This window comes from Pseudomonas sp. ML2-2023-6, assembly GCF_037055265.1.
Taxonomy (GTDB): domain Bacteria; phylum Pseudomonadota; class Gammaproteobacteria; order Pseudomonadales; family Pseudomonadaceae; genus Aquipseudomonas; species Aquipseudomonas kulmbachensis.
Genome location: NZ_CP146347.1, coordinates 807178 through 821023, shown reverse-complemented (window position 1 = coordinate 821023; position 13846 = coordinate 807178). Strand labels below are relative to the sequence as shown.

General features: G+C 58.1%; 17 protein-coding genes and 1 pseudogene. 10 read left to right on the top strand and 8 right to left on the bottom strand.

The annotated features are described in order from the left end of the window. The first annotated feature begins 56 nt into the window (after positions 1-56). From glnK to sutA, 3 genes are all read left to right on the top strand, one after another. Positions 57-395, top strand: a complete 339-nt coding sequence (glnK, locus tag V6L79_RS03705) for a P-II family nitrogen regulator (protein WP_002555808.1) — start codon at positions 57-59, stop codon at positions 393-395. A 34-nt stretch (positions 396-429) separates the two neighbouring features. After that, entirely contained in the window at positions 430-1767 is a 1338-nt protein-coding gene (locus V6L79_RS03700; protein WP_261740432.1) for an ammonium transporter, read from the top strand. Positions 1768-2248: 481 nt separating this feature from the next. After that, positions 2249-2575, top strand: coding sequence for a transcriptional regulator SutA (sutA, locus tag V6L79_RS03695; protein WP_261740431.1), 327 nt, complete (start codon positions 2249-2251; stop codon positions 2573-2575). A 253-nt stretch (positions 2576-2828) separates the two neighbouring features. On the opposite strand, the gene V6L79_RS03690 is transcribed toward sutA, so the two are convergent. Genes V6L79_RS03690 through V6L79_RS03665 form a run of 6 tightly spaced genes read right to left on the bottom strand, consistent with a single transcriptional unit; the run spans position 2829 to position 7383 of the window. Next, positions 2829-3518: an HAD family hydrolase gene (locus tag V6L79_RS03690; protein ID WP_338579833.1), complete on the bottom strand. Its 690-nt coding sequence runs from the start codon at positions 3516-3518 to the stop codon at positions 2829-2831. Beyond that, positions 3515-4411: a tyrosine recombinase XerC gene (gene xerC, locus V6L79_RS03685; protein WP_261740429.1), complete on the bottom strand. Its 897-nt coding sequence runs from the start codon at positions 4409-4411 to the stop codon at positions 3515-3517. Before xerC ends, V6L79_RS03690 begins: the two co-directional genes overlap by 4 nt. Then, positions 4412-5128 (bottom strand): DUF484 family protein, encoded by a 717-nt coding sequence (locus V6L79_RS03680; RefSeq protein WP_338579832.1) that lies wholly within the window; start codon positions 5126-5128, stop codon positions 4412-4414. A gap of 13 nt (positions 5129-5141) precedes the next feature. Then, positions 5142-5972 carry a diaminopimelate epimerase gene (dapF, locus tag V6L79_RS03675; RefSeq protein WP_094999749.1) on the bottom strand — a complete coding sequence of 277 codons (831 nt, stop codon included), beginning with the start codon at positions 5970-5972 and terminating at the stop codon, positions 5142-5144. A gap of 4 nt (positions 5973-5976) precedes the next feature. Further along, the gene (gene lysA, locus V6L79_RS03670; protein WP_338579831.1) at positions 5977-7224 is read right to left on the bottom strand and encodes a diaminopimelate decarboxylase; all 1248 of its coding nucleotides are present in this window, start codon (positions 7222-7224) and stop codon (positions 5977-5979) included. A gap of 9 nt (positions 7225-7233) precedes the next feature. Continuing rightward, positions 7234-7383: an LPS translocon maturation chaperone LptM gene (locus V6L79_RS03665; RefSeq protein WP_261740426.1), complete on the bottom strand. Its 150-nt coding sequence runs from the start codon at positions 7381-7383 to the stop codon at positions 7234-7236. Between the two features lie 202 nt (positions 7384-7585). Between V6L79_RS03665 and cyaY the strand changes: the two genes are divergently transcribed. From cyaY to rnk, 3 genes are all read left to right on the top strand, one after another. Continuing rightward, complete coding sequence (gene cyaY, locus V6L79_RS03660) at positions 7586-7918, top strand: iron donor protein CyaY (protein ID WP_261740425.1); 333 nt, start codon at positions 7586-7588, stop codon at positions 7916-7918. Next, positions 7915-8133, top strand: a complete 219-nt coding sequence (locus tag V6L79_RS03655; RefSeq protein WP_261742526.1) for a DUF1289 domain-containing protein — start codon at positions 7915-7917, stop codon at positions 8131-8133. The genes cyaY and V6L79_RS03655 overlap by 4 nt, the downstream gene beginning before the upstream one ends. 206 nt (positions 8134-8339) lie before the next feature. Beyond that, on the top strand, positions 8340-8753 hold the full coding sequence (gene rnk, locus V6L79_RS03650; RefSeq protein WP_261740424.1) for a nucleoside diphosphate kinase regulator: 414 nt from the start codon (positions 8340-8342) through the stop codon (positions 8751-8753). Between the two features lie 81 nt (positions 8754-8834). Here rnk and V6L79_RS03645 read toward each other — a convergent pair. Together V6L79_RS03645 and V6L79_RS03640 are read right to left on the bottom strand one after the other, a co-directional pair. Next, positions 8835-10073 (bottom strand): annotated as a pseudogene (locus tag V6L79_RS03645) (class I adenylate cyclase); the annotation flags it as partial. Positions 10074-10109: 36 nt separating this feature from the next. Next, positions 10110-10358 carry a TIGR02647 family protein gene (locus tag V6L79_RS03640; RefSeq protein ID WP_261740423.1) on the bottom strand — a complete coding sequence of 83 codons (249 nt, stop codon included), beginning with the start codon at positions 10356-10358 and terminating at the stop codon, positions 10110-10112. A gap of 431 nt (positions 10359-10789) precedes the next feature. On the opposite strand from V6L79_RS03640, the gene oscA reads away from it, so the two are divergent. The 4 genes from oscA (at position 10790) to cysW (ending at position 13844) form a co-directional block, all read left to right on the top strand. Beyond that, positions 10790-10972 (top strand): sulfur starvation response protein OscA, encoded by a 183-nt coding sequence (oscA, locus tag V6L79_RS03635; protein WP_261740422.1) that lies wholly within the window; start codon positions 10790-10792, stop codon positions 10970-10972. A gap of 66 nt (positions 10973-11038) precedes the next feature. Then, positions 11039-12049, top strand: a complete 1011-nt coding sequence (locus tag V6L79_RS03630) for a sulfate ABC transporter substrate-binding protein (RefSeq protein ID WP_261740421.1) — start codon at positions 11039-11041, stop codon at positions 12047-12049. Positions 12050-12139: 90 nt separating this feature from the next. Further along, on the top strand, positions 12140-12958 hold the full coding sequence (gene cysT, locus V6L79_RS03625) for a sulfate ABC transporter permease subunit CysT (RefSeq protein ID WP_261740420.1): 819 nt from the start codon (positions 12140-12142) through the stop codon (positions 12956-12958). A 13-nt stretch (positions 12959-12971) separates the two neighbouring features. After that, positions 12972-13844, top strand: a complete 873-nt coding sequence (gene cysW / locus V6L79_RS03620) for a sulfate ABC transporter permease subunit CysW (RefSeq protein ID WP_261740419.1) — start codon at positions 12972-12974, stop codon at positions 13842-13844. The last annotated feature ends 2 nt before the right edge of the window (positions 13845-13846 follow it).

Genomic DNA, 13846 nt, shown 5'->3' with positions numbered 1-13846 from the left:
AGACTTGAGCCGGGTTTGTTTTCCTGGGGCAAGTCCACCAATTCGGGAGAAGTTTCATGAAGCTAGTCACCGCCATTATCAAGCCGTTCAAGTTGGATGACGTGCGCGAGTCGCTGTCTGAGATCGGCGTACAAGGCATTACCGTTACTGAGGTCAAAGGCTTCGGCCGGCAGAAGGGTCACACCGAGCTGTATCGCGGCGCGGAATACGTGGTCGATTTCCTGCCAAAGGTGAAGATTGATGTCGCCATTGACGACAAGGATCTTGATCGGGTTATCGAGGCGATAACCAAGGCTGCCAACACCGGCAAGATTGGTGACGGCAAGATTTTCGTGGTCAATCTGGAACAGGCTATTCGCATCCGTACCGGCGAAACCGATACCGACGCAATCTAAGCCGCCAAACCCCAACGCCCCAGGAGAAAACACTATGACTCTGCGTAAATTCGCAGGGCTCGGAGCCCTGCTGTCTGTTGTAATGCCTGGCCTGGCCATGGCGGCAGACGAAGTGGCTGCTCCAGTCCTCAACTCCGGCGACACCGCCTGGATGCTGACTGCAACCGCTTTGGTGCTGTTTATGACCATTCCCGGCCTGGCGCTGTTCTACGGCGGCATGGTGCGCTCCAAAAACATTCTTTCTGTAATGATGCAGTGCTTCGCCATCACCGGTCTGATCAGCATTCTGTGGGTCATTTATGGCTACAGCATCACGTTCGACACCGCGGGGATGGAAGCCGGCGTCGTTAACTACAATTCGTTCATCGGCGGCTTGGGCAAAGCGTTCCTGGCAGGTATCACACCCGCCAGCATTACCGGCCCGGCAGCGCTGTTCCCTGAGGCCGTGTTTGTCACGTTCCAGATGACCTTCGCCATCATCACGCCGGCCTTGATCGTAGGTGCGTTCGCTGAACGCATGAAGTTCTCGGCCATGCTGGTTTTCATGGGCGTGTGGTTCACCCTGGTCTATGCACCGATTGCGCACATGGTCTGGGGCGGCCCGGGCTCGCTGCTCGGTGATTGGGGCGTACTGGACTTCGCTGGCGGCACCGTGGTGCACATCAACGCCGGTATCGCTGGCCTGGTGGCGTGCATCGTGCTCGGCAAGCGTAAAGGCTACCCGACCACCCCAATGGCTCCGCACAACCTGGGTTACACCCTGATCGGTGCCGCCATGCTGTGGATCGGCTGGTTCGGCTTTAACGCAGGCTCCGCAGCTGCCGCCAACGGCACTGCCGGTATGGCGATGCTGGTCACTCAGATCGCAACTGCCGCCGCCGCATTGGGCTGGATGTTTGCCGAGTGGGTCACCCACGGCAAACCAAGCGCACTGGGCATCGCCTCGGGCGTGGTCGCCGGTCTGGTTGCTATCACTCCGGCAGCAGGCACCGTTGGCCCAATGGGCTCGATCGTAATCGGTCTGTCGGCTGGCGTGATCTGCTTCTTCTGCGCCACCAGCCTCAAACGCAAACTGGGCTACGACGACTCCCTGGATGCATTCGGCGTACACGGCATCGGCGGCATCGTCGGCGCGATCCTCACCGGTGTATTTGCAGCCCCTGCACTGGGCGGTTTCGGTGCAGTGACCGACATCTCGGCCCAGGTCTGGATCCAGTTCAAAGGCGTCGCCTTCACTGTGATCTACACCGCAATCGTGACCTTCATCATCCTCAAGGTACTGGATGCAGTGATGGGCCTGCGAGTGGCTGAAGAGGAAGAGGCTGTGGGCCTCGACCTGGCTCAGCACAACGAGCGGGGCTACAACCTGTAATTTGGCCTCTAAAAAAACCCGGCATGCCGGGTTTTTTTTTGCCCGTAATAAGGCGATATTCTCGGTAATGAAATGATTTGCCCTACACGTTACGGGGGTCGCCAAGTTCTACGCTTGTTGTAGTGAAGAATACTTGCGACGCAACTCGACTATTAGCCGCTTTGCTTTTTTCTTCAGCACGCTAGAATGCGCGCCGAGGGCAGAAAACAATGCTCGAGTACGACGAAAGCGAGGATGATCTCCCGACGCTTTCAAGGCCCGTGAGCCGTGCTGCCGGAGCATCTGGCACTGGGCGCCTGGCAAGGTGTTTATTCAGACGGACGCCGTAATGATGTCGGTATTCGTCAAGCCCTCTTCACGTTACAACGCTGAAGAGGTGCAAGCCGCGGTTTGCCCAAGGCTACTTTTTCACCAGCGGCGGTCGACAGTTGCCACAGCTGGTCTATAACTAATCTGCTTTACGTATGTCATGGGGTAGAACATGAGCGACGACGATCTGGAAAATGATGACCTCGAAGTAGGTGAAGACGACGAAACCGAGGATGGCCTGGAAACGGCAGCCGAGGACGTTGCAGATGACGACGGTGGCGATGATGCTCCGGTCCCTGCGGCCAAAGGCAAATCCAAGGCTGCAGTGTCAGTCGATGACCTGCCGAGCGTAGAAGCCAAAAACAAGGAGCGTGATGCTCTGGCCCGCGCCATGGAAGAGTTTTTGTCCAAAGGTGGCAAGGTGCAGGAAGTTGAGGCCAACGTGGTGGCAGACCCGCCCAAGAAGCCTGACAACAAGTACGGCAGCCGCCCTATCTAAGGGTTAGCTGTTTGCTTGAAGAAAAAACCCGCCGTCGCTGCGGGTTTTTTTGTGGGTGATGCAAATACAACACTAATCCCCGTAGCAGCTGACTCGCGGAGCGAGGCTGCGATCGGCTGCGAAGCAGTCGCAAAATCAGACACTGCAGTGTACCCGTCAAACTCGGATCTCAGGTTTTACGGCCGCTTCGCAGCCGATCGCAGCCTCGTTCCTTCGGCAGCTGCTACGGAGCGTATTGCCTGCGCTGCTGGCCCTAGCCAAGTGCTTTCAACACTGCCGGTAACTCGCTCAAGCAGCCAATTTCAGCATCCGGGGCCCTGTCGCCATCCCAGTGCTTGCCACCCGGGTTGAACCACACCGCACGCAAGCCCGCCAGTTGCGCCCCGGCAATATCATCGCCGGGGTGATCGCCCACATGCACCGCCGCACCCGCCGCCACGCCACCGCGCAGCAGGGCTTCGTGAAACAGGCGCGCATCCGGCTTGGCGATACCGATGTCTTCGGCGCACAGCACAAATTTGAAGTGATGCCCCAAGCCGATTCGCCGCACATCCGCGTTGCCATTGGTGACCACGCCCAAGGTGTAATCCCGGGCCAGCGCAATCAAGGTTGGCTCAGCCTGCGGGAATAGGTGCAACGCATGGCGCGCCTCAATAAACACCTCAAACGCATCATTTGCCAGCGCGGCTGCATTCTCGTAACCCGCGCCGTGCAGCGCATGGAACAGAATCCGCCGACGCAGTGCGCTGATCCGGTGCTTGAGCTGGGGTTCTTCACTCAACACCCGCTCGCGAATCGCCTGAAAATGCCCGACTTCGACAACGCCCAGTTTTGGCGCGTTCTCCATCAACCAGTCACGCAATACGGCTTCGGCGCTCACAATCACCGGTGCGGTGTCCCACAAGGTGTCGTCGAGGTCGAAGGTAATCAGCTCAATCGTCATTCACTGTCCTTACTGCGTTTGGCCCGTGGGTGGGCGCTGTCGTAGACCGATGCCAGATGCTGGAAATCCAGATGGGTGTAGATTTGCGTGGTTTTGATGTCCGCGTGCCCGAGCAACTCTTGTACGGCGCGCAAATCCTGGGAGGATTCCAGCAAGTGGCTGGCAAATGAATGGCGCAGCATATGCGGGTGCAGGTTCTGGCCCAGCTCACGTTCCCCGGCAGCCTTGACCCGCACCTGGATCGCACGCGGCCCAAGGCGTGTACCGCGCTGGCTGACGAACACGGCGTCGTCCTGCGGGTTGGCCAGCGCCCGCATCGGCAACCAGGCCTGTAGCGCCTCCCGGGCCTTTTTACCAACAGGTAAGACGCGAGTCTTGCTGCCCTTGCCGAGCACCTCGACCAGCCCGTCAGCCAAGTCCAACTGATCCAGATTAAGCCCGGTCAACTCCGACAAGCGCAGCCCAGAAGAATAAAACAGCTCCAGAATGGCCTGATCGCGCTGGGCCAAAAAATCGTCCTCGACGCCCCCTTCCAGCAATTGCAGAGCACGATCGGTATCCAGGGTTTTAGGCAGGCGGCGCTCACCTTTGGGCGGGGCCAGACCGTTTGCCGGGTCGTGGTCGCACAAGCCTTCGCGATTGAGATAGTGATAAAACCCGCGCACCGCCGACAGCAAACGCGCAATGCTGCGTGAGGATTGGCCTTGCTGATGCAGACGCGATACCAATTGACGCATGCGCTGGATATCCAGTGCAGTCCAGCTGGCGATTGATTCCTTGGCGCAGAACGCCAGCACCTTGTTCAGGTCGCGGCGATAGGCCTCCAGCGTATGGGGCGACACCTGGCGCTCACTGCGCAGGTGAATGCAGTAAGCGTCCAGTTGCCGTTCCATCTAACGTACCGAGCGCAGAGCGTTGGTAAAGCGCGGTAACACCCGGCCCAGTACTTCGGCAATGTAGCCGAGGAACAACGTACCCACCGTGCTTTTGTAGTGCTGCGGATCACGACTGGCAATCGCCAATACGCCGTGCAAGCCCAGGTGATTGAGCGCCACCACGGCAGTCGAGCCAATTTGCTTACGCTGCTCTTCGCCAAACAGAAAGTCCAGTTCATGCTCGCGCAGGCTGCCGCTGACGGTTTTTCCTTCAGTCAACAAACCACCCAGCGCACGCTGTGCATCGGCACTGCTGACCCAACGCCCGACCGGCATCGGATTGTCGCCAAACAGCACCAGGCTGACAAAAGGCACCTGAAAGTCATGACGCAAGCTGTCTTCAACGGCAATCACCAGCTCATCAAGGCTGGTGGCGTCCATCAAGGCGAGGTTCAGGCGCCGAGTCTTTTCGAACAGGCGGTCGTTGTCACGGGCCACGTCCATCAACTGCGACAAGCGATGACGCATCTCGATATTACGACCACGCAACAGCTCCAGTTGGCGCTCCACCAGCGAAATTGTGTCACCACGCTGGTGCGGAATACGCAGCGCCAGCAGCAGCTCATCACGCTGGCTGAAGAAGTCCGGATGCGCCTCTAGATAAGCGGCAACGGTGCTTGCTTGCGAGTTATCCACAGGTATATCGAGGTCTGAAGGCTGCGTCTTGTCGGTCATCGGTTGCGCTCGCTCATAAACGGACTTGTCCTTCGTAAACACGCATCGCCGGGCCGGTCATGATCACTGAATGGCCAGGACCTGCCCATTCGATGGACAAACGGCCACCGGGCAAATCAAGGATCAGCGGTGAGTCCATCCAACCCTGGCTGATCGCAGCCACAGCGGCGGCGCAAGCCCCGGTGCCGCAGGCCTGGGTTTCCCCGGCGCCACGTTCCCAGACCCGCAGTTGCCCGCGCTGACGATCAATTACGTGCAGAAAACCGACATTGACCCGCGCCGGAAAGCGCGGGTGATGTTCAATTTTTGGGCCCAGCTCATGCACCGGCGCGGCGTTGATATCGTCGACACGCAATACCGCATGGGGGTTGCCCATCGACACGGCAGCCAACTCAACAGTCTGCCCGTCGACATCCAGTTCGTAGCTCAGCGCTTGCGCGTCGGCCACAAACGGGATGTCGGCCGGGACCAGACGCGGCGGGCCCATGTCGACACTGATTTGCCCATCACTGCGCACGTTCAGTTCGATGATGCCGCTTTTGGTTTCGACCTTGATCTGGCGCTTGGTGGTCAAACGCTTGTCGAGCACAAAGCGCGCAAAACAGCGCGCACCGTTGCCGCATTGCTCAACTTCGGAGCCGTCGGAGTTGAAGATCCGGTAACGGAAATCCACTTCCGGGTTGCTCGGCGCCTCAACGATCAATAATTGATCAAAACCGACGCCCGTGTGCCGATCACCCCATTGTTTGGCGTGCTTGGGCAGGATGTGCGCGTGCTGGCTGACCAGGTCGAGAACCATGAAATCATTGCCCAGGCCGTGCATTTTGGTAAAACGCAGCAACATGGGATTACTCCGGCATCAGGCTTTCGCCAGCAAACAACTCGGCCACGGTCTCGCGACGACGTACTTCAAACGCCTGATCGCCATCCACCAGAACTTCGGCGGCGCGGCCACGGGTGTTGTAGTTCGAACTCATGACAAAGCCATAAGCACCGGCCGAATGCACCGCCAGCAGATCACCTTCGGCCAGCGCCAATTGGCGGTCCTTGGCCAGGAAATCACCGGTTTCGCAGATCGGGCCGACGATGTCGTAAGCGCGGGTTTCGGTGTCACGCGGGCGAACCGCGGTCACGTCCATCCAGGCCTGGTACAACGCCGGGCGGATCAGGTCGTTCATCGCCGCGTCGACGATGGCGAAGTCTTTGTGTTCGGTGTGCTTGAGGTACTCGACCTGGGTCAGCAGCACGCCTGCGTTGGCCACGATGAAGCGGCCCGGCTCGAACACCAGCGCCAGGTCACGCCCGTCAATACGCTCGCGCACGGCCTTGATGTAATCGCCAGCCAGCGGCGGCTCTTCATCGCGATAACGCACACCCAAACCACCACCAAGATCGATGTGACGCAGGTAAATGCCGCAATCGCTCAAGCGATCGATCAACGCCAGCAGGCGGTCGAGGGCATCGAGAAAAGGTTCGAGGGTGGTCAGTTGCGAGCCGATATGGCAATCGACGCCGACCACTTCCAGGTTAGGCAGCTGCGCGGCGCGGATGTAGACATCTTCGGCGTCAGCGATGGCGATGCCGAACTTGTTTTCCTTGAGACCGGTGGAGATGTACGGGTGGGTGCCCGCATCAACGTCCGGGTTGACCCGCAGCGAGATCGGCGCGCGAACGCCCATTTCGGCGGCCACAACTTGCAGGCGCTCAAGCTCTTCAGTGGACTCGACGTTGAAGCAGTGCACGCCCACTTCCAGAGCACGACGCATGTCGTCACGGGTCTTGCCGACACCGGAAAACACAATCTTGTCAGCCGAGCCGCCAGCGGCCAGCACACGCTCCAGCTCACCGCGGGACACGATGTCAAAACCGGCGCCAAGACGCGCCAGGACATTGAGTACACCCAGGTTGGAGTTGGCCTTGACGGCGAAACAGACCAGGTGCGGCATGCCGTTCAGGGCATCGGCGTAAGCGTTGTATTGCGCCTCGATGTGCGCCCGGGAATAGACGTAAGTCGGCGTGCCGAAACGCTCGGCAATGGCCGTCAGCGCAACACCTTCGGCGAACAGCTCGCCGTCCCGGTAATTAAAAGCGTCCATGGTGTTCCCTTATTGGTGCTTGTGCGGTTGCGACGACTTCGCTTGGTCTTCAGGGGATTTGCTGTCATCGGGCAGATACAGCGGTCCTTTTTGACCACAGGCAGAAACAAGGCAGGCGACCGCGACGAGCGCAGCAATAGAAGAGATCAGGCGCTTCATGGCGAAATCCTTTGAAAAGCATTAATTGCGCCCGAGTATACCGAGCGCCTACCAGCTTGCCTATGCAGCAGAGCCGCCAAGCGCAAGGGCCTGTGTGAATAATCAGTAGTGTTGGCGGGCATCTGTCATGGGGTTTGCAATCGGCTTGGAGCGCCCGTATCTTGCGAGCTCCGAGCATGACTAGATATTACGAGGTTCCACCATGAGTTTGACTGAAGCCCGTTTTCACGATCTGGTCGATGCCACCCAGGAAAATCTGGAAGACATCTTCGACGACTGTGATCTGGATGTAGATGTGGAGAATTCCGCCGGAATCCTGACGGTCAAGTTTGAGAATGGCAAAGCCCTGATCTTCAGCCGGCAGGCGCCAGTGCTTCAGCTCTGGCTGGCGGCACCCAGTGGCGGTTTCCACTTCGACTACGATGAAAAGCGCAGTTCGTGGAAGTGCGATAAAACCGACGAGTTGCTCAGTGAAATGGTTCAGCGCCTGACCCTGGAACACGCTGGCGCAGAGCTGGAATTTGAAGAGATCTGATAGTGACCGCTCCTGTTAAACCTGCAAAACCGCTCTACAGCAACGTCAGTCCGGCAGTGCCGTCCCCATGCATCAGCACCTGCCGGCTGGATGAACACAAAGTCTGCCTGGGCTGTTTCCGCCACGTCGAAGATATCCGCGAGTGGCGCTCGGCAGACGACCAGCGGCGTCGGGTAATCTGTGAACAGGCTCAACTGCGCCAGATGCTCCCGTAGCAGCTGCCGCAGGCTGCGGCAGCTGCTACGAATAATCTCCAGTTGCAATCAGTTCAGGGGCAAACAGCAAAACCCCACACAGCTTGTGTATTTATTCTGCTGTGGTAGTGTCGGGGTTCGCCTCGCACTAACGAGGTTCGTCAAAACCCCGCCATTATCCGGCGGGGTTTTGCTTTTTCGTGCAGAAAAAAGGAGTCTGCCAGGTCATGAGCACCCCAACCCCACTCATCCTCACCCGCCTGGACGTACAGCGTCTGGAGCAACTCATCGACAGCTTGCCGGAAACGACTCCTGGCATTGAGGCACTGCAAGCCGAACTCGATCGCGCCGAAACCATCGTCGGCCACGAAGAAGTGCCTGCTGGCGTTGTGACCATGAACTCGCGAGTGCATTGCCGTGAAGAAAGCAGTGGCAAGGACTACCACCTGACACTGGTGTACCCGAAAGACGCCAATGCTGACGCAGGCAAGGTTTCGATTCTGGCACCGGTTGGCAGCGCGCTGCTGGGCCTGCAAGTCGGTCAACACATCAACTGGCCAGCCCCAGGCGGTAAAACCCTCAAGCTGGAACTGCTTGAAGTTGAATACCAGCCAAAAGCAGCAAGCGACTTCAGCGCATAAACCTTGTCCGCGATAGGTTCAGATCAGTCATGTCACAGCGGTAGCGCTCGATTGCGCAGCGCTGCCCCAGCTTTATTTCGGCGCGGTTGCTTGCTCCACATGAGCCAGCTGACTCAAAAACCGATAGCTGACACTCAGCTCACGGGCCAATGCCCGGCACTCATGACTGACCTGCTGCACCTCCCACTGCGAGCGACTGTCGAGCATTGCCAAGTGCAGCTCATCCCAGCCCCATTCACGGGTCAGTCGCTGCAGTAACAGATACTGCCACTGCACACCTGCTGCAACGGCACTCAGCTTGTGACCGACCTTCAGATACAGACTGCGGCGAACCAGCTCCAATCGCTGAAGATCACCACGCTCGATCAGGTAATGCTCTAGCCGGCGGTAAACCACCAGGTAGGGGTCCAGCTCATCAAGGTCCAATTGGTTGGCGTACACCGCCTGTTTGAAACTCAGACTCAGGCAACTGACCCGCGGGTGCTCGCTGGCGTACACCTCAATCAGCAACAGCTTGAGCAGCGACTTGTACGGCGACTCAATACCCTTGAACAACTGCCACAGCCCGGCGCTTAAATACTCGTCAGGGGCGATATGCGCCAGATGTCCAAGATCGATGGTTTCGTCGCCACCCACGACGCGCCTGGCCAATAGCCCCCGAGCAAACTCGGTGTACCGCGTCTCCTCATCCACCGGCACCCACCACCACATCGGCGTACGCCCTGCGAGCCAGATGGCCGTGCGATAAAACTCATCGAGCAACAATCTCTGCCGTGGCTCGCCGCCCTCGTCGTTGCGCAGTTGAGCATCGATCAAAAACAAGTGTGCCTCACAGCCCTGACTCGCTGCCCAGGCTTCCAGGCGCCGACATTTCTTGCGCAAGGCCGTCAGTGCCTGATTGCCCAAGTTCGGGGCGAGACAAATCCACACGTCCATATCGCTTTGATCGGTCTGGGCCAAAGTACCGAGGCTACCCATCAGAAAAAGGCCGTGGATCGGCTGCGAAGGGCATGAGCTGCCCATGCTGCATGAAAAGCCCCGAATCAACTGCCGGGCTTCCGTCAGAGCAAGTGCATCGGGTTGATAACCCGAGACTCCGGCAGGGGTACAGTCCGACACATAACCGGGCAAGAGGGGGTGATTCACATGAAACAACAACGCCAGGAGGTTTAGTAATGCTTTCTGGCGTGGCGCCAGCCCCTCCATTGCACGGGCCAGGCGGCCCTCATTGACACTCAAAAAGCGCCCACGCATCTGCTGGAGAACCTGTCGTTCGGCTCCCTCGTTCAGTGCGGGTGTAGATAAGTGTGCCCGCGGAATCATTGATCGTTCAGATCCCGTGGGCGCGACGTGGTGTCAGGCAATTTCTTTGGATTCAACAAGGATCGTCAGCAGCGTCTGGACATTTTGGGCAGCATCGCGTCCCAGGCTTGTCAGGTAGCCGCCATCGGGTTGATCAATCAGCTTTTTTTCAAACAGGCGCTTCGCCGCAGCAATTTTTTCCGGCGCGGCATGTTGATGGATTTTCAGGCCCTCAAGAGTACTTTCCAGGTCAAACAGTGCAAGGACTTCCAGTTCGGCAACCAACTCAGGGGTAAACGACATAAAGACTCCAGACTATGCAGGAAAAGACGACAGCCGCTCTAAGGTGATCGCACTCGCGCTGACTGTCCAGCGACAGTTCCCACCTTTGTATAACAGCCTGTCGTGATAGGGCATTTGGAGTGTAGTCCGAGAACACCTGTATGCCGGGTAATTCGTAGCAGCTGCCGAAGGAACGAGGCTGCGTTCGGCCGCGTAGCGGTCGTAAAACTGTTACTGCTGGGCTTCAGACAAAAACCGGGTGCAGAATTTACGGTCGCTTCGCAACCGGACGCAGCCTTCGGCAGCGGCTACATACAGTTGTCCAAGCCTCCTGTTTGATCTTTCAGTTATATAAACATTCTTAAATAGTATTTTTAAGAATATCCGCACCTCACTACTATTGCCCCTACGCCAGCATCCCTGTCGGCACCCCATATTTCAGGAGCAGCACCATGAGCGTATCTCTACGTAGCGTTGACGGTCAGGACGAAGCAACCATTCTGCGGGAAATCCAGAGCGCGCTTCGAGACCTGCGCTTTGGTGCTGTTGAAATCACCGTGCACAACGCTCAGGTGGTTCAGATCGAACGCAAAGAGAAATTCCGCTTGCAGAACCCGAGTCAAAAAAACGCCTGAACCATTCAAAACGCATTCATCTGAGTGCGTTTAATAAAAATTAAGAAATGCTTTGGAGCCTCACCTATGTCCCTACGCCGTTACGCTTTGGCCGCGCTGGCCAGTGCCATTTTTGCTGGCTCCGCTGTAGCCAAAGATTACGAACTACTAAACGTTTCTTACGATCCGACCCGCGAGCTGTACCAGGATTACAACACTGAATTCACTAACTTCTGGAAAGCCAATCATCCCGGCGACAACGTCAAAATCCAACAGTCCCACGGCGGTTCGGGTAAACAGGCTCGCGGCGTGATTGACGGCCTGCGCGCGGATGTCGTGACCCTGGCACTGGCCGGTGACATCGACGAAATCGCCAAGCTGGGTAAAACCCTGCCGGAAAACTGGCAAACCCGCCTGCCGGACGCCAGCACTCCGTACACCTCGACCATCGTATTCCTGGTACGCAAGGGCAACCCTAAAGGCATCAAGGACTGGGGCGATCTGACCAAAGACGGCGTGTCGGTCATTACTCCGAACCCGAAAACCAGTGGCGGTGCCCGCTGGAACTTCCTCGCGGCCTACGCTTATGGCCTCAAAGCCAACGGCGGTGACGAGGAGAAAGCCAAGGAATACGTAAAAACCTTGTTCAAACACGTCCCCGTGCTGGACACCGGTGCACGCGGTTCAACCATTACCTTCGTCAACAACGGCCAAGGTGACGTGTTGCTGGCCTGGGAAAACGAAGCTTTCCTGGCACTGAAAGAAGATGGCGGCACCGATAAATTCGACATTGTCGTACCTTCGCTGTCGATCCTGGCCGAGCCGCCAGTGGCTGTAGTCGATAAAAACGCCGAGAAAAAAGGCAACACCGAGATCGCCAAAGCGTACCTCGAACACCTGTACAGCCCGGCGGGTCAGGAAATCGCCGCGAAGAACTTCTACCGCCCGCGTGACAAGGCTGTCGCTGCCAAATACGCCACGCAGTTTCCGAAACTGGAGCTTGTGACTATCGACAAAGACTTCGGTGGCTGGAAGACTGCGCAACCGAAATTTTTCAATGACGGTGGCGTGTTCGACCAGATCTACCAGGCGCAATAACCTGCGGGGCGGGCCATCAGGCCATGCTGAAAGCTAGAACATCAGGCCCGCAATTGGTTGCGGGCCTCGTGCGTTAACCCAAGGACTTTTATGTCGCGTCGTATCTCCCCCGTCATACCCGGCTTCGGGCTGACACTGGGCTACACCTTGGTGTACCTCAGTCTGATTGTGCTGATTCCACTGGCAGCGATGTTCGTGCATGCCGCTCAACTGACCTGGGACCAGTTCTGGGCCATCATCACCGCCCCCAGGGTGCTGGCAGCGCTGCAACTGAGCTTCGGCACCGCCTTTGTCGCCGCCATCATCAACGGCGTTATCGGGACCGTACTGGCTTGGGTGCTGGTGCGTTACACCTTCCCGGGGCGCAAGGTCATCGACGCCATGATCGACCTGCCATTTGCCCTGCCGACCGCCGTGGCCGGTATCGCACTGACCGCCTTGTACGCGCCCAACGGCTGGATCGGCCAGTTCGCCGCCGACCTGGGCTTCAAAATCGCCTACACCCCGATGGGTATCACCCTGGCACTGACCTTCGTCACCCTGCCATTTGTGGTGCGTACAGTGCAGCCGGTACTGGCTGACATCCCGCGTGAAATCGAAGAAGCTGCCGCCTGTCTGGGCGCCAAGCCGCTGCAAGTGTTCCGCTACATCCTGGTTCCGGCCCTGCTGCCCGCATGGCTGACCGGCTTTGCCCTGGCCTTTGCCCGGGGTGTCGGCGAGTACGGTTCGGTGATTTTTATCGCCGGTAACATGCCGTTCAAAACCGAGATTCTGCCGCTGCTGATCATGGTCAAGCTGGACCAGTACGACTACACCGGCGCCACTGCCATTGGCGTAATGATGCTGGTGGTTTCCTTCATTTTGCTGCTGGTAATCAATTTGATTCAGCGACGCATCGAAAAACCGTGAAGGAGGCCTGACCATGTCCAACTCAACATTAAGCGCCTCATCCGCAGCCAACGCCGCCCGCCGAGGCAGCCCGCTGTCGCGGCGCCTGCTGATCGGCTTCGGCTGGTTGTTTTTCACCCTGTTCCTGTTGCTGCCCCTGCTGATCGTGGTGTCCCAGGGTTTGAAAATGGGCGTAGGTACATTCTTCGACGCCATCCTCGAACCCGACGCCTTGTCGGCCCTCAAGCTGACCATCATTGCGGTGGCGATTTCGGTGCCGCTGAACGTGGTATTCGGCGTCAGCGCGGCCTGGTGCGTAAGCAAATACAGCTTTCGCGGCAAAAGCATCCTGGTCACCCTGATCGACCTGCCGTTTTCCGTCTCGCCGGTGATCGCAGGTCTGGTCTACGTGCTGATGTTCGGCGCACAGGGCTTCTTCGGCCCGTGGTTGCAAGATCACGACATCCAGATCGTCTTCGCTCTGCCGGGCATCGTGCTGGCGACCATCTTCGTCACCGTGCCGTTTGTGGCCCGTGAACTGATCCCGCTGATGCAAGAGCAGGGCACCCAGGAAGAAGAGGCCGCACGCCTGCTGGGCGCCAACGGCTGGCAGATGTTCTGGCACGTCACCGTACCCAACATCAAATGGGGCCTGATCTACGGCGTGGTGCTGTGTACTGCGCGGGCGATGGGTGAGTTCGGTGCGGTGTCGGTGGTTTCCGGGCACATTCGCGGGGTGACCAACACCCTGCCGCTGCACGTCGAGATCCTCTACAACGAATACAACCACGTTGCCGCCTTCGCTGTGGCCACTCTGTTGCTGATCCTGGCGCTCTTCATCCTGCTGCTCAAGCAGTGGAGCGAATCCCGTATTAACCGCCTGCGCGCCAGCGCCGCGGAGGAATAAAC